This window comes from Paraburkholderia sp. RL17-381-BIF-C, assembly GCF_046026435.1.
Taxonomy (GTDB): Bacteria; Pseudomonadota; Gammaproteobacteria; order Burkholderiales; family Burkholderiaceae; genus Paraburkholderia.
The window spans coordinates 1-20,491 of record NZ_JARESX010000053.1; the positions used below are offsets into that span (position 1 = coordinate 1).

A 20,491-nucleotide genomic window follows, 5' to 3' on the forward strand; every position below is an offset into this window, starting at 1 on the left:
GCCACCTACGCCGTCGCACCCGCCATGCCGCGCACGACGCCCGGCACGTACCGACCGAGCGTGAGGCCGCGCAGCGCCATAAAGAACAGCATCGCGGCCCACAACCCGTGATTGCCGTAGAGCGCCAGCAAGGCCCACGACGCCGCCACGAACAGCGTGAACGACACCACCATCGACCTCATCAGTTCGCGCGTGCGGGTCGCGCCGATGAATACCCCATCGAGCAGAAAGCCCCACACGGAAACCACCGGCGAGAGCGCCGCCCACGGCAGATACATCTCGGCGGTGGCCCGCACCGCGGCCTGATTGGTCAGACGTTCGACGATCCACGAGCCCGCGCCCCAATACACCAGCGAGAACCCCAGTGCGCCGAGGCCCGACCACAGCGCCGTCACCTTGATCGCCTGCGTGAATGCATGGCGGTCGCGCGCGCCGATCGCGGCGCCGACCAGCGCCTCCGCGGCGTGCGCAAAGCCGTCGAGCCCGTAAGCCATGAAGGTCTGAAAATTGAGCAGCAGCGCGTTGGCGGCGAGTGTGGTGTCGCCTTGCCGCGCGCCCAGATGGGCAAACCAGCCGAACGACGAGAGCAGGCACAAGGTGCGCACGAAGATGTCGCGATTGAGCACCACCAGCCGCTTGAGTGCAGCCGCGTCGAACAGGGCGGCGCGGTTCAGCGCGGGCAGGCCGCGCGGCCTGCCGTGCCATAACAGCGCGGCGCCGAGCACGAAGCCGAGTGCGTCGGCAGTGGCCGTGGCCGCGCCGATGCCCGCTACGCCCCAATCGAACACATACACGTACAACAGCACGGCCGCGATGTTCACGCCGTTGATAAACACCTGCGAGAGCAACGCGAGCCGCACCTGCTGCGTGCCGAGCAGCCAGCCGAGCACCACGTAATTGCCCAGCGCGAGCGGGGCGGCCCAGATGCGCGCGTGGCAATAGAGCCGGGCATTGCGTTGTACCGCGTCGCTGCCGCCGATCACCCGCAATGCGTAGTCAATCAGCGGCAATTGCAGCGCCAGCACCGTGGCGCCGATCGCGGCTGCCAGCAACAGCGCGCGCACGACGTTGTTGCGCAGCTCGGCGGAGTCGTTCGCGCCGTGCGATTGCGCGACCAGACCCGTGGTGCCCATGCGCAGGAAGCCGAAGCCCCAGAACACGAAGTTGAAAAAGAGCCCGCCGAGCGCCACGCCGCCGAGATACGACGCGCCGTCAAGATGGCCGGCGACAGCGGTGTCGACCGCACCGAGAATCGGCTGCGTCAGATTCGCAAGGACGATGGGAAACGCCAGCGCCAGCACCCGGCGGTGCCAGTGGATGGGAACGGCGGGCGCTGCTGCCGACGGGTCCGCGCCGCGCGCGGCATTGCTCAATTGCGTTCCTGCACGCACACCCAAGGCGAGACGACCACCGCCCAGAGGTCCGGGTCGCGCGCGGCGAAGTCGGCGGCGGTTTCCGCCTGCACGCGCTCGACGAGGCCCGCGGACAGCCATTGCGTCACCTGCGCGGTGTCGTCGCTGGCGATGGCTTCGGCAACGCTGACCAGGTCGAGGTCGCGCACGACGCGCAGCAGCATGCCGCGCGCAAAAAAGCGTTCGAGTTCGGGCCAGCCGATCTTGGCGGTTTCGGCGAGCAGCTTGGCGTACAGCGGGCTATGGGTGGCGTCGTTGGAAGTCATCGTAAGCGGGATTTGACGGGGTCGTTACTATAAACCATCGGTGCGGGCCGCCAGCGGGCCCCGCGTTCCGGTAGGCTAGCGGTCTTTCGAAATCGATTCTAACCTTCATGTCACTGGATTCAACGGCGCCGGCTGCGGGCGCGCAAGCGCATATCGTGACCGACGCGACGCTCACGCGTGCCGAGGTCGAGCAACTCATCGCGGCGAGCGGCGCCGGCAACAAGACGCCGCTTCATTTCACCGGCTGCGATTTCGAAGGTGTGGATCTGTCACGACTCGACCTGCGCGGCGCCGAGTTTCATCGCTGCACGATCGTCGAAACCTCGTTTTTCGGCGCGACGCTCTCGCATACCCGCTGGGTCCGTTGCCGCGGCCGCGAGGCGGATTTCGCGTCAGCCGATCTGGTCGACGCGCAGTTTCAGTCGAGTGACCTGAACAACACCAGTTGGCGGCGCGCCAAGCTCGCTTCCGCGTCGTTTCACAACTGCAAGCTGACCGGCGCCAATTTTGAAGCGTGCGCGGCGCTCGGCTTGAGCTTCGTCGAAACCCTGCTTGTCGGCGCGCACTTGCGCGGCCTGTCGTTTCGCAAAGCCACCCTGCATCAGCTTGATTTCTCCGACGCCGATCTCGCCGGGGTCGATTTCCGCGAAGCGATTTTCGACGGCGGCAGCCTGAAGGACGCGCATCTGAAGGGCGCGCGCTTCGACGGCGCGGACTTGCGCGAAGCCGACCTGAGCGGCATGCGGCTCGTCGACGCAGCGCTCTTCAAGGGCGCGACGATCTCGCATGCCCAGGCGGCCGTGCTCGTCACCGAACTGGGCTTGCGCGTCATGTAGGCACGGAACTCCAGCCGGCCGATTTTAGCCATTCGGCCAGCTTGAACGATTCGATGCCGCTACTTATGATTTGTTTGATCGACTCATTAATGTGAGTCGATTTTCGGCGCCGCAATTTGTCGGTGGATTAAACGATCTCTATATATTCGCCATTCGCGAATATGTGGTGAACAAATCAGCTGATTTATTGAGGCGCTGAATGTCATCCCGATTTTCATTGATTGTCCGGAAGAGTGCGTTGGCGCACTAAAGCTACGCAAGACGTAAAGCGTCCGAAATATGCTGAATGGCTTAGCCAAAATCCGCCAGTGGCCTTTCTTCAGCCTTTTCGCAGGCCGGTTCAGGCGGATTCCAGCGCCGCGTGGTACGCCGGGCAATCCGAGAGTTTTGCGTGGGCTTTGCGGCATGGCACTGCTGGCGTTTCAGTTGAGACGCCGGGCGTATTAAGCCTGTTTATTTCCGACTTGTTTAGTTCACGTAGCGCGGAATCCGTACGCCGTATCACATTGCATGCGCAATTAATATATTGCGCTTGTAAAAGCGGGTTGTTAGATTTCGTTCTGGCGCATGGTGAACCGGTCCTTTGCCGATATGCGCCGAACCCCCGTTAGCCCGGCCTCGTGCCGGGCTTTTTTTTCGTCGGATTCATGTGCGGGTCACTGCGGATTCATATCAACGGCGGATCATGAAACCTTACTTTTCCTTTCCTGAGTATGACCGCGCTACTCATCTTTCTTGGCATCTGGCCGATCGCGCTCGGCGTGCTGGTCGCCTTCGCCGCGCGCATCGACCCGCGCTCAGGACGCTGGCGCCGCCGCTAATCGCCGCCTCCGCGCGCGTGGCGGCTGGCGCGTTGCCGTGCGTTGTCGTGGGTTGTCGTTATTGCTTGCAGCGAACCACCATCGAGCGATTTTTCACGTTCGCGCCAAAAATACCGCCCACCGTTCCGCCCGAGGTCGCGCCGTTGTCGACATCTTTCGAAACGACGTCGTAGCCGTAGTTGCCGCAGACTTCACCCGCGCGTTTGTAGCACTCGGCCCAGCTCGAGCTTGCGTCGCTGCCGCTGCAGTTGATTGCAAAGCCGGTGTCGCCGCTCGGCAGGTAGGTCATGGTGGTGGTGCTGGAGCAGCCGCCGAGGCCGCCGAGCGTCAGCACGCCGAGACCGATCGCCGCAGCCGTCGCGACGGACGCAAATGCGCTCTTCATAGAGGTTCCTTACAAATGACTGAAAAAGACGTGAAGCGAGGCCACGTCGTGTCCTGTTTGGGCGTTTTATAGCACGCCGGGTTCCCCCGGCCGCATTGCACGGCGCGTGCCAGACGCGGCGTGGTGAGCGCCAGAGGCGCATACATGATCGGCACAGTCCGGATCGGGACTGGCGAAACCGTCCGCCAGCCCGCGCTTGCGTCCGCCCTCTAGCGAGGCGGCAGCGCCCGAGACGGGTCGATCGAGCGGCCCTGATAGCGCAACTCGAAATGCAGCATGACACGGTCGGTATCGGTGTCGCCCATCTCGGCAATTTTCTCGCCGCGCGTGACCGATTGGCCTTCCTTCACCAGCAGCACACGGTTGTGCGCATAGGCGGTCAGATACTCGGCGTTGTGTTTCAGAATCAGCAGATTGCCGTAGCCGCGCAAACCATTGCCTGCGTAGACCACCGTGCCGGGCGCCGCGGCGATCACGGGCGTGCCCGCTGCCGCCGAAATGTCGATGCCCTTCGAATTGCTGCCGTCGAAACGGCGGATGACCGTGCCGTCGGCTGGCCATACCAGCGAGATGGTCGAAGCCGGCGCGGCGGACGGTGTACTGTCCGCGGGCGCTGGGCGCGGAGCCGGCGAAGACGCGCTGCCGCTTCCGCTGCTGCGCACGGCGCCACCGGTCGACGCGGCGCCGCCCGGCGGCGCGACGCGCAGGACCTGTCCGACCTCGATGCTGTCCGGATTGGTCAGATTGTTCCAGCGCACGATGCTTTGCACCGATTGCCGGTTACTGCGCGCGATCTTCGACAGCGTATCGCCCTGTTCCACCCGATAGAAGCCCGGTCCCACCGGCGCCGACCCGCACGCGGCGAGCAAAGCCACCAACGACGCGCCGACGAGCTGCTTCATCATTCTTGTTGTGTTACGCATTGGACCTCGCAAACCGCTGCCGCGCGCCGATCCCGATCACGCGGCAGGTGGATACAAAGCGCTCGATTCTAACGGTTTTGCGCTGCAACACGCGAAAAGCCGCCAACGCGGGAGGCTCGTGCGGGCCAACGTGCGGTGAAATGTAGCGACGGTCGTGGCAAAAGCAGGGCTAAAGCCGGAAGCAAACCCCGCTTCAAATCCGTCCGCGAGCCTGTAAGTGAAATTGCCGCGATCAACCCAGCCTGGTGACGGTGATGCGCAGCGCCGCGACCTCCGTCTGACCCGGTTCGAGCCAGCGCAAGCCCATGCCGTTGTGAATCGCGTCCGGCAGACCGAGCCACGGCTCGACGCAGTAGAAGTCCGACTCCGCGGCTTCGGTCCACGTCGTCACGGCGTACCACGGCACCGAGCCCGGCCGTTGCAGGTCGATCGTGACGAGCCGGTCCAGACCCGGCGCGATGAGCCGCACCGGTTGATCCGGCGTGCCAGTGAGGCAATGGAAGCGGTCGTGAATGCGCGCCTCGTCGAGCGTGTAGCGCGCTTCGCCAGGCTCGGCGGCGCTGATCGACCCGTCGTCCTGCTGATAGCGCCGTTCGGTGCGCGGCAGCTCCAGCGAGGTCTGGGCGCGCTGCGTGTGCGGCAGCGTGAAGTAGAAGTGATGGCCGGCGTAGTAGGGCAGACGCGCGTCGCCGGTATTGGTGGTGGTGAAGGTGACGTCGAGCGTGCGCGCATCCGCGAGGCTGTAGGCGGCCTCGAAGCGGAAGCCGAATGGATAGCCGTGACGGGTTGCCTTGCTATCGGTGAGGATCATGCGCAGTCCCGCGCCATGCACGTCGGCGTGGGCTTCGAATGGGAGGTCGCGGGCAAAGCCGTGCATCGGCAGTTCGCGCACCGTGCCTTTGGCGTCACGCCAGAAACCGATCTTGCCGTCGACCCTGTGCCGACCGAGAAACGGGAACAGCAACGGATTGCCGCCGCGAATCCGCGCGGGCTGGCTCCAGTCGGCGTGCTCCGGCCAATGGATGACTTCTTCGCCGTCGATCGTCCACGACATGAGACGGCCGCCGGCTTGCGGCGCGAAACGCAGCACGGAGTCGTCCTGGTCGATCTCGAGAATGTCCTGTTGCGGGGAGAGGGGCATGGTCGATGGGCTGATGGGTAAGGGTTTGAGGGCGGATAGTGATGAGCCGAAAGCCGCGCAAGCACGGCTTGCGGGCGACGGTGAGTATCGGAAATCGCCGCGCGGCGGCTTGCGAAAGGAATAATTTTGCGCTGCTTTCCGCTACGGGGAAACCCTTCTGGGGAAATTGCGGGTGTCGCCGCAAGGGCATCCTTCTGATAATTCGTCTGACTCCCGGGTAACTTCGACGACCCGGCAAGATCGGCTCAGGAGGCTGTATGGATCTCGCAATGGCAATGGGTGTGGCTTTATTCGGCATGTTCGCGGCAAGCACGGTCTACTTCTTCTACAAACTCGAACGCTGATTCGAGCGCTCCGGATCACCTTCTTGTTTCGCCGTCAAAGCGCGGCTCGTGGATGGTTGGTCCGCCGGCTGTCATGACGTACACGCTAGTCAAATAGGGCAGCCTTCCCACGGTGCCCGTCTTTTTCAGCCCCGTAACAACGGTTTCGAGTTGTGACGCGGCGCACAATATTTCCTCGAATGCGGCTCAAACGCTTGGCGCTGACATTGCAGCCAGGCATAATCGGTGCGCCTTTGACGCGCCCGCAGATCCTTATCCGGCGCGCTAGTCCCCGACATTTTCCTTACAAGGATCCGCCGCGTGAACCTGTCGTTTCTGATCTTCCTGAGCGTGCTGCAAGGCGTCACCGAACTGTTTCCGGTGAGCAGCCTCGGCCATACGCTGCTCGTGCCCGCGCTGTTCGGTATGCATATCGACAAACACGCGCCGCAACTGCTGCCGTTCCTCGTCGCGCTGCATCTCGGCACGGCGTTCGCGCTGCTGTGGTATTTCCGCAAACGCTGGTGTGCGCTGGTGCGCGGTTTCTTTGCGTCGTTCGGTGGCCGCCGTAACGACGACGCGCACATGATGTGGGCGCTCATCATCGGCACGATTCCGGCGGGTCTCGTCGGCCTGCTGCTGGAAAAGCGGCTCGAGCGGATTTTCCACGACTTGCGGATCGTGGCGATTGCGCTGATCGTCAACGGTGTGCTGCTGTGGTTCGGCGACCGCCTGCAGCGTACGCGGACGCATCAGGCACCGGAGAAGCTGAGTTTCGGTCAGGCGTTTTTCGTGGGTCTGGCGCAGATCGGCGCGCTGATTCCAGGTTTCTCGCGCAGCGGCCTGACGATGATCGCCGGTAATGCGGCTGGCCTGACGGCGGAGAAGGCCGCTGAGTTTTCGTTCCTGCTCGGCACGCCGATCATCTTCGCGGCCGGTGTTCTCGAACTGCCGAAGCTGTTCCACGCGCCGGGCCAGCTCGCCGACGCGTTGCTTGGCGGCGTGCTGACGGCGATCGCCGCGTATCTTAGCGTGCGTTTCCTGATGCGCTATTTCGAAGGCCGCGGTCGTCTGGCTTCGTTCGGCGTGTATTGCGTGATTGCCGGTATCGTGTTCCTCGGCTGGTTCCTGCTGAATCCGCAACCGGTCTGATTGTGTTCGCCGTGTCCGTTGCGTGCTGGCGGGCAGGGAGCGATCGGTTATAATCCGGGCCCGGCTCAACCTGCCGGGCCCGTTTGCTTGATGGCTTGTTATGGCTTGCCACGGCGCTCGGGCCGGCTCGCGGAACTCTGTCCCGCGCGCTGTCCCGCGCGAGCTCAGATTTCCCGTCTCGGGCACGGTCAGTTAGAATTTCGGTATTCCACGAACTCTGTGGCTTGTCGGGGCACAGGGTCCAATGCCCGAGAGCGGGTTCTCATTGCGGGCGATGCATGCTGTGCGTAGTTGCATCGCCTCACGTCAATACGGCAGTAGCTCAGCTGGATAGAGCATCGGCCTTCTAAGCCGAGGGTGGGGGGTTCGAGTCCCTCCTGCCGTACTTCTCATGTTTGCGAGTGCTCACGCCGCGCGGCGTGCCGCGGCCCGCGCGGGTGCGCGGCGAGCGTGCGTCGCGTATTTCTGCTGCCTCGCCGCGCCGTTCTCAACCGGCCGCTTTCACATCGATCGAGTCGACGCGGTCTGGATAGAACGCGAGATGCTGCGCGATCTCTTTCACTGCCGCATACGGCGACTCGTAAGTCCACACCGCGTTCACCGTCCGCTCGCCGCCAAGCGGAATGCTGTAGTACGCGCAATCGCCCTTGTACGGGCAGTAGGTCGCGTGGTCGGTGCGCGCGAGCAGCGTCATCTCGACGTCGTTGCGCGGAATGTAATACACCGCCGGATACGACGCTTCACGCAGCACCAGCGCATTGTGCGTATCGGCGATCAGTTTGCCGGCTACGGTCACGACCACGCGCGCCTTCGCCGGTTCGACCGTGATCGGATGATCGGGGCCGGGTACCTTGATGGTTCTTCCAGTCATGCTGTCGAACTCCTGAGTGAGTGGGCAAGCCCGCCATGCATTGCGAAGCATGTCGAGCCGTCATCGGCGAGGCGAAGCGATCGCGTCTTGCGTCGAAGCATACGCCGCTCGTGAAAACGCGTCGCACTCCGTGCGGCAGGCATAAAAAAAAGGGCAGCCGAAGCTGCCCCTCAAAGTCTCACCGTCCGGCGGACTGTTGCTTGATGCTCAACGTCGTCCGCGTGGTATCGGACGCGTCTGGCCGTTCGCTCATGGCCGGATGTTCAGCGCGGCCGTGAGATCGCCCATCGGCTTGCTGCCGTTGCTCACGAGCGCCGCGTCGCGCGCCGCGATGCCCGGCAGCGTCGGCAGCGAGAAGCGGTGCGTGATGAAACGCAGGATCGAGGTGGTGTCGTACTGCGTGTGGTCGACATAACCCTTCTTCGCGTACGGCGAGATGATCAGCGCCGGAATACGCGTGCCCGGACCCCAGCGGTCGGCTTTCGGCGGCGCCACGTGATCCCAGAAGCCGCCGTTTTCGTCGTACGTCACGACGACCACCATGTTGTTCCACTGCGGGCTCTTCTGCAGATGCGAAATCACGTCGGCGATGTGCTGGTCGCCCGACGCCACGTCCGTATAGCCCGGGTGTTCGTTCAAATTGCCCTGCGGCTTGTAGAACGACACTTGCGGAAGCGTGCCGCTGTCGATCGCCTTGATGAACTCCGAACCGGCGAGGCCGCCGTCGAGCAGATGCTGCGCGCGGTTCGCGCTACCCGGCGCGAAGTCGGCGAAATAGTTGAACGGCTGGTGATGCGGCTGGAAGTTCGGCGCCGACAGATTCGCGCCGTAGATCACGTTCGACGTGCCGGTTTGCGCCGCCGACACCGCCGCACCCCACGCGCCGCCGTACCATGCCCACGACACCTTCGCGTTGTTCAGCAGATCGCCGATGTGCTGCTGCGTCTGCGCCGGCAGGGTAGTCGCCGCGGACGGATCGGCGAGATTCTTGTCGCCGCCCGACGCCGCCTTGTTGCCGCTCGGCTGATACGGCGGCTGCATCGTGTTGATCGCGTAGAAGTCAGGCGTGAGGTTGCCTGAATTCACGTATTTGGGCGGGCCGCTCAACGCCGAAGCCGGCGAGTTGGCCGCGACCTTCAGCGTGACGCCGTCGCTTTCCACCGACGAGATCGAGCCGGCCGCCGGGCTCTTGTCCGCGTTCGGATAGGTCGGCGTGCACGCGCACACGAGCCACTGGTGGTTCAGGAACGAGCCGCCGAACGCGCCCATGAAGAAGTTGTCGGCCAGCGTGTACTGTTGCGCGATCTTCCACAGCGGCAGCTTGTCGGCATTGAGCGAGTAGTGGCCCATCACGAGACCGCCCGAATCCGCCCATGCAGCGAACTTGTCGTTCTTGCCGCCGTCGATCTGCATCTGGTTCTCGTAGAAGCGGTGATACAGGTCGCGCGTCGTGGCCGTGATCGGCGTGTTGAAACCGTTCGGATCGTCGATCGCGAACGGACTGTTCGGCAGATTCGCCGTCATGGCTTGAGTAACCACCGGCGTCACGCCGGTTTGCGTGAGGCCGTTCCACACCTGCGGCAGCGTCGCGAGCGTCGTGCCGTTGCGGTCCACCTGCGTGGCGCTGGCGGCGCTCACGTTCTGCAAGCCGTTCGCGCCCGGGAAGTTGCCGTACAGATTGTCGAAGCTGCGGTTTTCCGCGTAAATCACCACGACCGTCTTGATCGAGGTGATGTCCGGTTGCGTGACTTCACTGCCGCCGCATGCATACAGGCTCAACGCTGCTGCGATCGCGATAGGCGTCGCGCAGATCAGTTTCTTGTTCATTTGATGTGGTTTCTCTCTCGCGTTGGGGACGGGCCACATGCACTCCTTACACGGATGGCCGCCGGCGAAAGTTTGGCAAGGCAATTTGACAGAAAGATGTAATTGATTACGAATCTCCTCTGCTTTGGGAAATTCCGTCGGCTACATGTCATTTAATCGACATGCGGATGAAATACGCTCGCGGACTTCACTATCGCGAACTCACATTTTTCATATGCGGCCAGGTCTGTCGGGGATTCGAAAAATAATGGCTGGAGGCGCGGTGCGTCGTACTGCCGGACTCGCGCCGAGGCGCGTGCGGCTCGCCGCGGCGCTCGCGCTGACGGCCATGACCATGACCCTTGCCGCGTGTGACGCGGGTGCGCCGGGGACCGCGGCGATCGCGAGTGAAGCGGCGAGCGCTGCCGCGGGCGCGTCGTCGCATTCGTTGGGGCCGGTCGCGGCGTCGGCTGTGCGGGTCGCCGCTCGTGAGGCGGGCCAGTCGCGCGCGCAGGTCTACGAGTCGGTGCGGCAGATGACAGCCCTCGGCAAGCAGCTGTTTTTCGATGCGTCGCTCTCCGGCTCCGGCAAGCTCGCTTGCGCGTCGTGCCACAGTCCGGACCACGGGTTCTCGCCGGCCAATGCGTTGTCGGTGCAACTGGGCGGCAGCGATATGCACCGCACCGGCATGCGCGCCGCGCCGACGCTGAAGTATCTGCAATCGGTGCCGGCGTTCGCCGAGCACTATCACGAGTCCGACGACGAGGGCGACGAAAGCGTGGACGCGGGGCCGACGGGCGGCCTGACCTGGGATGGCCGCGTGGACCGTGGCGCTGACCAGGCGCGCATTCCGTTGCTGTCGTCGTTCGAAATGGGCAGCACGCCGGCCAGGGTCACAGCGGCGGTCAAGGCCGCGCCGTATGCCGGTGCTTTCCGCGCGGCCTTCGGCGAACACGTTTTCGATAGCGACGACGCCACCTTCAAAGCCGTGCTGCAAGCGCTCGAAACCTTCGAGCAGACGCCCGAAACTTTCTATCCGTACACCAGCAAGTACGACGCATATCTCGCGGGCAAGGCAACGTTGACGCAAGCCGAACTCCGCGGGCTTCAGCTCTTCAACGACGAAAATAAGGGCAATTGTGCGAGCTGCCACATCAGCCAGCGCAGCAAAGACGGCGCGCCACCGCAGTTCAGCGACTTCGGCTTGATCGCGATCGGCGTGCCGCGCAATCGCGCCCTGCCCGTGAATCGCGATCCGCATTTCTACGACCTCGGCGCGTGCGGTCCGGAGCGCACCGATCTGAAGGGCCGCGCCGAATTTTGCGGCATTTTCCGCACACCGACGCTGCGCAATGTGGCGCTGAAGAAGAGCTTCTTCCACAACGGCATTTATCATTCGCTCGATCAGGTGGTGCGCTTCTATGCGCAGCGCGACACGAACCCCGAGAAGTTCTATCCGGTGTCGAAAGGCAAGGTGCAGAAGTTCGACGATCTGCCGCAGCAATACTGGGCCAATCTGAATACCGAGGCGCCGTTCGACCGCAAACCGGGCGACAAGCCGGCGCTCGACGAGGCTGAAATCAAGGACGTGGTCGCGTTTTTGAATACGCTGACGGACGGGTATAGCGCGGGTGGCGGGACGGTCAGTTCAGTGGCCGCGAAGTGAAGCAAGACGTGGATGCAGGTGGTGCAAGGGCTGCGATTGCTCGCGTAGTCAGCCGCTCAGTGCAGTCTCAATCGCCTGCGCTCGCCAGCATGTAATAGCAGCCGACGAGCAGCCAGGCGAACGACATGAGCAGGCAAGCGATGCCCGCGCGCGTCAGCAGATTGGGCCAACGGGCGCGAGGCAGCGCGTCCATCCGCACGATGCGCCGCGCAAGTCCCGGATCGCGGCGAATAGCAACCGGCACGAGCGCGAGGCACAGCAGCGCCAGCGCGGCAGCGAAGATTTCCAGGGTGGACAGGATGTGCATGGCGAGGTGGCCGGAGCGGGTTTTGGATTGCCGCGAAAGCGCGACAAGCCATCTTAAGAATGGGTCGTACTATTCGGAATGGGACGCGTCCTAAAATTGCGTGAGACCCCCGCAGGCGCTAACGCGTGACTCGGGGAGCGGCGCGCGCCGCAGGCTCACGTCTCGGGCGTTTGTGCTGACTCACAGCTCAGCCGTTTCGCACGGTCACTTCAGAGGCGCCATGCTATGCTTTTGAGGTCCAGATCGCGAGACGCCGTGAGCGTGCGCGAGACCGTCCGAACACTTTCGAGGAGAACCCTTCATGTCGATGCGAACCCGTGTGCTGTGTCACCTGACCGCCGCTAGTGTGTTGCTCGGTGGCGCGATCGGCGCGCACGCAGCGAACCTCGGCTTTCTGAACGACACGCCGCTCACCTATATGAAGCAACGCGACATCGACTCGGTCAAAAAGGCGGTCTTCTCCGCCCTCAACGACAAGCAGGACGGCGAAACCACGAACTGGGTCAATGAAGGCACGGGCAACAGCGTAAAGATCGACGCAGCGATAACGGTCGCCAGTACGGCCAAAGACGGCGAACGCACCTGCCGTGATGTCGGCGTCGTCCTCAATGCGAAGGGACAGTCCATGAGCCTGCGCCCGCAGTTCTGCAAGCAGGGCAGCGGCACCTGGCAACTGCAGAAAAAGCATTGAGCATGCAGGCCGTCATGGCGGCGCGTGTCCGCTTGCTGCCGGCGCGGCTGGAAGCCTCGCATGTGCGTGTGCGCTCGTGTGTGTGCTCGCGTGAAGCGGGGGCGCGATGAGCGCGCGGGTGATCTCGTGCGGCATCGTGTTGCTTGATCCGGATGGCCGCGTGCTGCTCGCGCATGCCACCGAGACATCGCACTGGGATATTCCGAAAGGGCACGGCGAAGAAGGCGAGGCGCCGCATGTCACGGCGCTGCGCGAGATGGTCGAGGAGACCGGAATCGCCATCGAGCCCGCGCGTCTGAAAGACCTCGGTCTGTTCGTCTACCGGCGCGACAAGGATCTGCATCTGTTCGGCGCGCGCGCTACCGTCGACGAACTCGATCTGAGCGTATGCACCTGCACGTCGCTTTTTCCGCGCCGCTATGACGGCACGCTGATTCCGGAAATGGATGCCTACCGCTGGACCTCGCCGGACGAGGTCGACAAGTATGCGAGCCGCAGTCTCACGCGGCTCTTTCAGACCACGCTGTCACTCGCGGAATTGCACCGGTCGCTCTAGTGGCGAGGTTGGCGAGGCGGGCGAGTGCGCAGGCCGCCTGACGTTCAGTCGAGCGCGCGGTCGTTGGGATGCGCGAAGAGGGCGCGGTTCTGCTCCGACAGCGGAAAATTCAGATTGATACCGTGCGGCGGAATAGGTTGCGTGAACCACTGCTTGTACAGACGCTCCGCTTCGCCGGAAGTCTGGCCGCGCGCGATCACCCCGTTCACGAGGCTGCGGAACGGTTCATCGCCCTTGCGGAACATGCACGCGTAAACTTCATAGCCAAGCGGCGTGCCGGTCACCACGAAGTCGTCCGGACGCGGGTCGGTCGCTTTGAAACCGTACACGATCGGCTCGTCCATCACGAAGGCCACGGCCCGATCGTCCTTGAGCGCGCCGAACGCCTCGGGATGATCCCGGGCACTGGTGATGCGCATGTTCAGATGCTTGTCGGTATTCAGGCGACGCAGCAGGCGCTCATCCGAGGTGCCCGCGGTCGTTACGACCGCCTTGCCGGCCAGATCCTGAAAATCCGTAATGCCGCTGTTTTTGCGCGCGATCATGCGCACCGCGTACTGGAAGAAACTGTTGGAGAACGCAGCCAGGTTTTCGCGTTCCACCGTGTGCGTGGTCGACCCGCACTCCAGATCGATCTGGTTGTTGAGCAACATCGGCGTACGGTTCGACGAGGTCACGGTGATCTCGCGCACCTTCAGTTGCGGCATGCCGAGCGTTTTCTTGATCTCGTCCACGATCTGCAGCGCGATGGTCTGCGAGTAGCCGACCGTGCCTTTGCCGTCGAAATAGGAAAAGGGGATCGACGCTTCACGCACGCCGAGCACGACCACGCTATCATCGTGAATTTTCTTCAGCGTGCCGGTGAGTTCGTCCGCGTACGCGGAGCAGGTCAGCGACGCCGCGCCGAAGGCGGCCAGTGCCATGAGCGCGCGACGCGCACCACGAACGCAGTCGCGCGTGGCCTGCGCCGCGCCGCGCGTTGCACGCCACGCCGTGTCCTGCATGGGGTGCCGCGCTGTGTCCTTGATACTCGCCCTGTGGCGGGCTGAAACTTTCATCAGACCTCCGGGACTGGCGCTTGCGAACATCGCGTCGTCACTGTCGATGGAATAGGGATGCAACAAAACGGCGTGCATCCTTCTCACGAGACGCACGCCGTATTCAACGTTTACTGCGCAACAAAGCTCACGTTCAGCTTACGCCGGCTTGCCCCAACTATCACGCAGGCTGACGATGCGATTGAATACGGGCTTACCCGGTTGCGAATCGACGCGGTCGGCAACGAAGTAGCCGTGGCGTTCGAACTGATAGCGCTGTTCCGGCAGCGCCTCGCGCGCGCCCGGCTCCAGGTAGGCGTTGACCACGCGCTTCGAATCCGGATTCAGCGCCTCGAGGAAATCGCGGCCGCCGGCGTCCGGTTGCGGCTCCTTGAACAGGCGGTCGTAGATGCGCACTTCGGCCGGGCACGCACCTGCGGCGCTGACCCAGTGGATGTTGCCCTTGACCTTGTAGTTGTTCGCGCCTTCGGTGCCCGATTTGCTGTCCGGGAAGTAGTTGCAGTGGATCGCGACGATGTTGCCGTTTTCGTCCTTGTCCGCACCGATGCATTCGATCACGTAGCCGTAGCGCAGGCGTACCTTGTTACCCGGGAACAGACGGAAGTAGCCCTTGGGCGGCGTTTCGTTGTAGTCGTCGCGCTCGATCCACAACTCGCGTGAAATCGGAAATTCGCGCACGCCCATTTCCGGATGATGCGGGTGGACCGGCGCATTGCACGGTTCGGTCACGCCTTCCGGGAAGTTGTCGATGATCAGCTTGACCGGGTCGAGCACGGCGGCCGTGCGCGGCGCCTTCGCATCGAGATCGTCGCGCAGCGCGCCTTCGAACACGCTCATGTCGATCCACGAATCGACCTTGGTGATGCCGATACGCTCGCAGAACAACTGGATCGCTTCCGGCGTGAAGCCGCGCCGGCGCACGCCGACGATGGTCGGCATACGCGGATCGTCCCAGCCGTCCACGTGACCTTCGGTCACGAGTTGCAGCAGCTTGCGCTTGCTGGTGATCGCGTAGGTCAGGTTCAGGCGCGAAAATTCGATCTGCTGCGGCAGCGGGCGCGTGAAAATGCCGGCTTCGGCAAGCTCGTTCAGAATCCAGTCGTACAGCGGACGGTGGTCTTCGAACTCGAGCGTGCACAGCGAATGCGTGATGTTTTCCAGCGCGTCCGAGATGCAGTGCGTGTAGTCGTACATGGGGTACACGCACCACTTGTCGCCGGTCCGGTAGTGATGTGCGAAACGGATCCGGTAAATGACCGGATCGCGCATGTTGAAGTTGGGCGACGACATGTCGATCTTCGCGCGCAGCACATGCTCGCCTTCCTTGAACTCACCGGCCTTCATGCGGCGGAACAGGTCGAGATTCTCCTGCACCGAACGTTCGCGAAAGCGCGAGGGCGTGCCGACTTCCGTGGCCGAGCCGCGGTTCGCGCGCATTTCTTCGGCCGACTGACTGTCCACATACGCCTTACCGCGTTCGATCAGCAGCTCGGCGAATTCGTACAGCTTGTCGTAGTAATCGCTCGCGTAGTAGAGCTGCTCCTTGCCGTCTTTTTCCCACTCGAAGCCGAGCCAGCGCACGGCGTCGATGATCGAGTCGACGTATTCGACGCTTTCCTTTTCCGGATTCGTGTCGTCGAAGCGCAAATGGCACACGCCGCCGTAGCTGCGCGCCACGCCGAAGTTCAGGCAGATGCTCTTGGCGTGACCGATATGCAGATAGCCGTTCGGCTCGGGCGGAAAGCGCGTTTCGACGCGCTGGCCCCACTTGCCGGTGCGGTTGTCTTCGTCAATGATGTTGCGGATGAAATTGGATGCCGCTGGCGCGTCGTTGCGTTCGGTATTCATGCGAGAAGGTGAAAGTCTGTCGGGGGCGCGCAATGCGTCCTCTTATCCGACAATTCTACCTGACGAGCCCCGTTGCGGCAGGCGAGTGCGGCATGCAGCCAACGTTTGAGCGGTTTTCGAGGCGGATTCGGGGCGCCGCTGGCGCTGTAACAGGAGGTAAATCGGTTTGTTGATGGGTTCGCCGCCGACTTAGGATGCGAGCCGCGCGGCCTCGTCCGCTCGCGTGCGGCATGCCTGCATTGGGCTTTCTGGCGCCGCACCCGGTCGCGAGCCTTCCATGCTCGGGCCGCACAGTCCCTTGTCGCCTTGCACGAAATCCTGCCGTTCGTGCACCATGGCGCCCTCAGTTGCCGGAGTTTCTCGGATGTCTGTCCCCACGCACGGCGCGCCTCGCGCGCCTTTCACCGCTCTTAATTTCGCCCGGCTCGTGACGGTGTCGGCCATGCTCGCCGCGTTTGCGGGCAGCGCGCTCGCGCCCGTGCCCGCTTTGGCGAAAACGCCGCCGCCCAAAGCCGTATTCGACGCGTCGGCCGTGGCCGTGCCGGACCGTTACAGCGCGGACACGGCGCAGCAGATTTTCGCCGCAGGCGGCAACGCGGTGGATGCCGCTGTCGCGATCGCGTTCACGCTGGCCGTGACCTGTCCGGACGCGGGCAATCTGGGCGGCGGCGGATTCATGACCGTGTTCATGGACGGCAAGCCGTACTTCCTCGACTACCGCGAGCGCGCGCCGCAACAGGCGACCCGCGACATGTACCTCGACGACAAGGGCAACCTGTTGCCGGGCATGAGCACTGTCGGCCATCGCGCGGTGGCCGTGCCGGGGACGGTCGAGGGCATGTGGGAGGCGCAGCAGCGTTTCGGCAAGCTGAAGTGGAAGCAGGTGCTGGCGCCGGCGATCCGCTATGCCACCGACGGTTTTCAGGTCGAGCCATGGTTGCAGCAGCGCCGCGACGCCGCGGCGAAGAACTTCGCCGGCAAGACCAATTTCGACGCGTACTTTTCCAGTCTCAAGGCAGGCGTGACGTACCGCCAGCCTGAACTCGCGCAGACGCTGTCGCGCATTGCGAGCGACGGCGGGCGCGAATTCTACGAAGGCCGCACCGCGGATCTGATTGCCCAGCAGATGTACGGCCACGGTCTCGTCACGAAGCAGGACCTGATTCAATACAAAGCCGTTTGGCGCCAGCCGCTCACCGCCGACTGGAACGGCTACCAGGTCGTTACCGCGCCGCCGCCGAGTTCGGGCGGCGTCGGGCTGATCCAGATGCTGAAGATGAAAGCCGATCTGAAGCAGGCGTTCGACGGCCTCGAACTCAATTCCGTGCCGTATATCCATCTGATCGCGCAGATCGAAGACCGCGTGTTCGCTGGTCGCCAGCAATACCTGGGCGGTCCGGATGCGTACAAGGTGCCGGTCGGCAAACTGATCGACGACGCCTACCTTGCGCAGCGCGCGGACGAAGTCAAACCCGACGAAGTGCCGGGCGCGGCGCCGGTCAAGCCGGGCCTCGGCGACGCGGCGCCGGAGAAGGCGCAGACCACGCATTTCTCGGTGGTCGACAAGTGGGGCAATGCCGTGTCGAACACGTACACGTTGAACGGTGACTTCGGTTCGGGCGTGGTGGTGGACGGCGGCGGCTTTCTGCTGAACGACGCCATGGATGACTTCGTCACCAGGCCGGCGAGCGCGAGCAGCGCGGAGGTCAATACGGTGGCGCCCGGACGCCGCCCGCTGTCGTCGATGACGCCGACCATTCTGCTGAAGGACAACAAGGTGTCGCTCGTGATCGGCACGCCAGGCGGCTCGCGCATCCTGACCTCGATATTCCAGGTAATGACCGACCTGTACGATTTCAATATGCCGCCCGCCGACGCGCTCGCCGCGATGCGTTTCCACCACCAGTTGCTGCCGCAAAAGACGATCTATTTCGAGCCGTATCATCCGGTCACGGGTGAACTGGCGGAGCAGTTGCAAGGCATGGGCTACACGCTCGAGGGGCAGTCGTTCAATGGCGACGTGCAGATGATTCGTATCGACGGCACCGCGCCTGAGCCGGCAGCGGACCCGCGCGGCGTGGGTGTGGCGCGCGTGATGCGTTGAAAAGGTGGCCGTGCCTACGACAATAAATTGCAAGTCACGACTAACTGCAGGTAACGACCAACGGGGAACGCGATGAGCGGACAAAAACAACTGAGCACACTCGTGCTGCCCGGCTACCAAGGCTCCGGCGCCGGCCACTGGCAGACGCGTTGGGAAGCGCTGAATCCGTCATTCGTACGGGTGCGAATGACGGACTGGGACCACCCGGAACGCGACGCTTGGTGCCGCACGCTCGATGCCGCCGTAGCCACCGCTGACGCGCCGGTGGTGTTCGCCGCGCATAGCCTCGGTTGCCTGACGGTCGCCTTTTGGGCCTCGCGGTACGCGGGCGCCGCGCAGCTTGCGAAGGTGGCGGGCGCATTGCTGGTCGCTCCGCCCGATCCCGCCGAAGCGCATTTCCCGCAGGACGCGAGCGGTTTCGCACCCGTGCCGCTCACGCGCCTGCCGTTTCCGTCTATTGTCGTGGCGAGCCGCGACGATCCTTACGGCGGCGTGCCGTTTTCACAGACTTGCGCGAACGCTTGGGGTAGCCGTTGGATCGACATCGGTGCGCGCGGCCATATCAACGCGGACAGCGGCCTTGGTGATTGGGACGAAGGGCGCGAGTGGCTGGAGTCGTTCGGTGCGTCGACCGTCGGTGAGTAACGCCCGCGCTGAACGCGATCGACGTGCCACCGCGATCGACGCCATCAGCGCGATCAACGCGATCAACGCGATCAACGCGATCAACGCGATCAACGCGCGACCACCGCGACCCCGGCGGATTCAAATCACCGACTGCCCCCGCAACGCCGCGATCCTCGCTTCGTCATAGCCGAGCACGTCACGCAAAATGCTCTCCGTGTGTTCCCCGAGCATAGGCGGATGCGCAAGCGCTTCGGGCGGCGTGCCGGTCATATTGATCGGATTGCGCACCAGCTTGACCGTGCCGCCCGACGGATGCGGCAGATCCACCTGCATCCCGCGCGCCACCACCTGTTCGTTCTCGAAGACTTCACCGAGATCGTTGATCGGCCCACACGGCACGCCTGCGGCTTCGAGCGCGCTGATCCATTGCTGCTTGCCCTGGAGCCGGACCATCTCCGCGAGAATCGGCACGAGGATGTCGCGATTGCGCACCCGCGCCGGGTTGGTCGCGAATCGCTCGTCGTCGGCCAGTTCCGGACGGCCGCCCACTTCGACGAATTTGCGGAACTGCCCGTCGTTGCCGACCGCGACGATGATCCAGCTGTCGCTCGTCTGGAACGTCTGGTACGGCACGATGTTGGGATGCGCATTGCCCCAGCGCACCGGCGGCTGGCCGCTTGCCAGGTAGTTCGAATTCATATTGGCGAGCATCGCCACCTGCACGTCGAGCAGCGCCATGTCGATGTACTGGCCTTCGCCCGTCCGGTCGCGGTGGGTGAGGGCGGTGAGCACGGCAATGGTCGAGTACATGCCGGTCATGAGGTCGGCGATCGCGACGCCGGCCTTCTGCGGGCCGCCGCCCGGCTGGCCGTCGCGTTCGCCGGTAATGCTCATGAAGCCGCCAATGCCTTGCACGATAAAGTCGTAGCCGGCGCGCTGCGCATACGGCCCGGTCTGCCCGAAGCCTGTCACCGAGCAATAGATGAGGTCGGGCTTCACTTCCTTGAGCGATGCGTAGTCCAGACCGTATTTCTTCAACTGGCCGACCTTGTAGTTCTCAAGCACCACGTCGCTCTGCGCGGCCAGCTCGCGGATGATCCGCTGGCCTTCGGGCGAAGCGATGTCGACGGTGACCGAGCGCTTGTTGCGGTTCGCCGCGAGGTAATACGCGGCTTCGCGGGTGTCTTCGCCGTCAGGTGTCTTGAGGTACGGCGGCCCCCAATGGCGGGTGTCGTCGCCGACTTCGGGGCGTTCGATCTTGATCACGTCGGCGCCGAAATCGGCAAGAGTCTGCGCGCACCAGGGTCCGGCGAGCACGCGTGTGAGATCCAGCACGCGGATATGACTGAGAGCGCCCATATTCGTAGATGTCTCCTGTGTCGGCCAGCGCGCAGCGCGCCCTGGTTTCATGCACGTAGTTGCGAATCGCGAGGCGGCGCGCAAGGCGCCGCGAATGGAGGCAATCTTAAGCGATTCCGGCACGCGGGCGGAGTCGGCCGAACGTCATAAGACTAACGGCGCGCCCCATAATGTCCCACGCTGCCCGCTCAAACCTGGCCGAACGGCCGACCCTGCAGGGCGCGCTGCCGCGCACGGGCGCCGATCCCGTATAATCAGTCGTTTAAGAAACAAACAGTTGGCGCATCCCACGATGCCGCCGGTAACAGCCAGGGAACTGGCAAACCCGTCCCCCGCACG

18 protein-coding genes and 1 tRNA gene are annotated in these 20,491 nt (G+C 63.6%); 8 read left to right on the forward strand and 11 right to left on the reverse strand.

Features of this window, described 5'->3' with window-relative positions:
* Positions 1-5: 5 nt before the first annotated feature.
* Together P0D70_RS26330 and P0D70_RS26335 are read right to left on the reverse strand one after the other, a co-directional pair.
* On the reverse strand, positions 6-1,373 hold the full coding sequence (locus tag P0D70_RS26330) for an MATE family efflux transporter (RefSeq protein ID WP_408186616.1): 1,368 nt from the start codon (positions 1,371-1,373) through the stop codon (positions 6-8).
* The gene (locus P0D70_RS26335; protein WP_408186617.1) at positions 1,370-1,678 is read right to left on the reverse strand and encodes a DUF2288 domain-containing protein; all 309 of its coding nucleotides are present in this window, start codon (positions 1,676-1,678) and stop codon (positions 1,370-1,372) included. Before P0D70_RS26335 ends, P0D70_RS26330 begins: the two co-directional genes overlap by 4 nt.
* A 107-nt stretch (positions 1,679-1,785) precedes the next feature.
* Here P0D70_RS26335 and P0D70_RS26340 point away from each other — a divergent pair, with 107 nt between their 5' ends.
* Complete coding sequence (locus P0D70_RS26340; protein WP_091792621.1) at positions 1,786-2,514, forward strand: pentapeptide repeat-containing protein; 729 nt, start codon at positions 1,786-1,788, stop codon at positions 2,512-2,514.
* Positions 2,515-3,393: 879 nt separating this feature from the next.
* Here P0D70_RS26340 and P0D70_RS26345 read toward each other — a convergent pair.
* The 3 genes from P0D70_RS26345 to P0D70_RS26355 form a co-directional block, all read right to left on the reverse strand.
* The gene (locus P0D70_RS26345) at positions 3,394-3,720 is read right to left on the reverse strand and encodes a hypothetical protein (RefSeq protein ID WP_091792622.1); all 327 of its coding nucleotides are present in this window, start codon (positions 3,718-3,720) and stop codon (positions 3,394-3,396) included.
* A gap of 209 nt (positions 3,721-3,929) precedes the next feature.
* Entirely contained in the window at positions 3,930-4,643 is a 714-nt protein-coding gene (locus P0D70_RS26350; protein WP_408186618.1) for a peptidoglycan DD-metalloendopeptidase family protein, read from the reverse strand.
* A gap of 232 nt (positions 4,644-4,875) precedes the next feature.
* Complete coding sequence (locus P0D70_RS26355; protein WP_408186619.1) at positions 4,876-5,784, reverse strand: aldose epimerase family protein; 909 nt, start codon at positions 5,782-5,784, stop codon at positions 4,876-4,878.
* A gap of 644 nt (positions 5,785-6,428) precedes the next feature.
* Here P0D70_RS26355 and P0D70_RS26360 point away from each other — a divergent pair.
* Together P0D70_RS26360 and P0D70_RS26365 are read left to right on the forward strand one after the other, a co-directional pair.
* A complete protein-coding gene (locus tag P0D70_RS26360; RefSeq protein WP_091792625.1) occupies positions 6,429-7,259 on the forward strand; it encodes an undecaprenyl-diphosphate phosphatase in 831 nt (276 codons plus the stop codon).
* Positions 7,260-7,570: 311 nt separating this feature from the next.
* Positions 7,571-7,644: transfer RNA gene (locus P0D70_RS26365), tRNA-Arg, on the forward strand.
* Positions 7,645-7,746: 102 nt separating this feature from the next.
* Here P0D70_RS26365 and P0D70_RS26370 read toward each other — a convergent pair.
* Together P0D70_RS26370 and P0D70_RS26375 are read right to left on the reverse strand one after the other, a co-directional pair.
* Positions 7,747-8,130 (reverse strand): DUF427 domain-containing protein, encoded by a 384-nt coding sequence (locus P0D70_RS26370; RefSeq protein ID WP_408186620.1) that lies wholly within the window; start codon positions 8,128-8,130, stop codon positions 7,747-7,749.
* Positions 8,131-8,379: 249 nt separating this feature from the next.
* On the reverse strand, positions 8,380-9,957 hold the full coding sequence (locus P0D70_RS26375) for an acid phosphatase (protein WP_408186621.1): 1,578 nt from the start codon (positions 9,955-9,957) through the stop codon (positions 8,380-8,382).
* 247 nt (positions 9,958-10,204) lie between these two features.
* Here P0D70_RS26375 and P0D70_RS26380 point away from each other — a divergent pair, with 247 nt between their 5' ends.
* Positions 10,205-11,602: a cytochrome-c peroxidase gene (locus P0D70_RS26380; RefSeq protein ID WP_408186622.1), complete on the forward strand. Its 1,398-nt coding sequence runs from the start codon at positions 10,205-10,207 to the stop codon at positions 11,600-11,602.
* 67 nt (positions 11,603-11,669) lie between these two features.
* On the opposite strand, the gene P0D70_RS26385 is transcribed toward P0D70_RS26380, so the two are convergent.
* Complete coding sequence (locus P0D70_RS26385) at positions 11,670-11,909, reverse strand: hypothetical protein (RefSeq protein ID WP_091792629.1); 240 nt, start codon at positions 11,907-11,909, stop codon at positions 11,670-11,672.
* A 301-nt stretch (positions 11,910-12,210) separates the two neighbouring features.
* Here P0D70_RS26385 and P0D70_RS26390 point away from each other — a divergent pair, with 301 nt between their 5' ends.
* On the forward strand, positions 12,211-12,600 hold the full coding sequence (locus P0D70_RS26390; RefSeq protein WP_091792630.1) for an RT0821/Lpp0805 family surface protein: 390 nt from the start codon (positions 12,211-12,213) through the stop codon (positions 12,598-12,600).
* A gap of 106 nt (positions 12,601-12,706) precedes the next feature.
* The gene (locus P0D70_RS26395) at positions 12,707-13,156 is read left to right on the forward strand and encodes an NUDIX hydrolase (protein WP_091792631.1); all 450 of its coding nucleotides are present in this window, start codon (positions 12,707-12,709) and stop codon (positions 13,154-13,156) included.
* Positions 13,157-13,200: 44 nt separating this feature from the next.
* On the opposite strand, the gene P0D70_RS26400 is transcribed toward P0D70_RS26395, so the two are convergent.
* Together P0D70_RS26400 and P0D70_RS26405 are read right to left on the reverse strand one after the other, a co-directional pair.
* Positions 13,201-14,214 carry a transporter substrate-binding domain-containing protein gene (locus P0D70_RS26400; protein WP_408186623.1) on the reverse strand — a complete coding sequence of 338 codons (1,014 nt, stop codon included), beginning with the start codon at positions 14,212-14,214 and terminating at the stop codon, positions 13,201-13,203.
* A gap of 138 nt (positions 14,215-14,352) precedes the next feature.
* On the reverse strand, positions 14,353-16,062 hold the full coding sequence (locus tag P0D70_RS26405) for a glutamine--tRNA ligase/YqeY domain fusion protein (protein WP_408186624.1): 1,710 nt from the start codon (positions 16,060-16,062) through the stop codon (positions 14,353-14,355).
* A gap of 364 nt (positions 16,063-16,426) precedes the next feature.
* Between P0D70_RS26405 and ggt the strand changes: the two genes are divergently transcribed.
* Together ggt and P0D70_RS26415 are read left to right on the forward strand one after the other, a co-directional pair.
* Entirely contained in the window at positions 16,427-18,166 is a 1,740-nt protein-coding gene (gene ggt / locus P0D70_RS26410) for a gamma-glutamyltransferase (protein WP_408186625.1), read from the forward strand.
* A 72-nt stretch (positions 18,167-18,238) separates the two neighbouring features.
* Entirely contained in the window at positions 18,239-18,811 is a 573-nt protein-coding gene (locus P0D70_RS26415; RefSeq protein WP_408186626.1) for an RBBP9/YdeN family alpha/beta hydrolase, read from the forward strand.
* A 120-nt stretch (positions 18,812-18,931) separates the two neighbouring features.
* Here the strand turns inward: P0D70_RS26415 and P0D70_RS26420 are convergent, their stop codons facing one another.
* A complete protein-coding gene (locus tag P0D70_RS26420) occupies positions 18,932-20,152 on the reverse strand; it encodes a CaiB/BaiF CoA transferase family protein (protein ID WP_408186627.1) in 1,221 nt (406 codons plus the stop codon).
* Positions 20,153-20,491 lie beyond the last annotated feature (339 nt).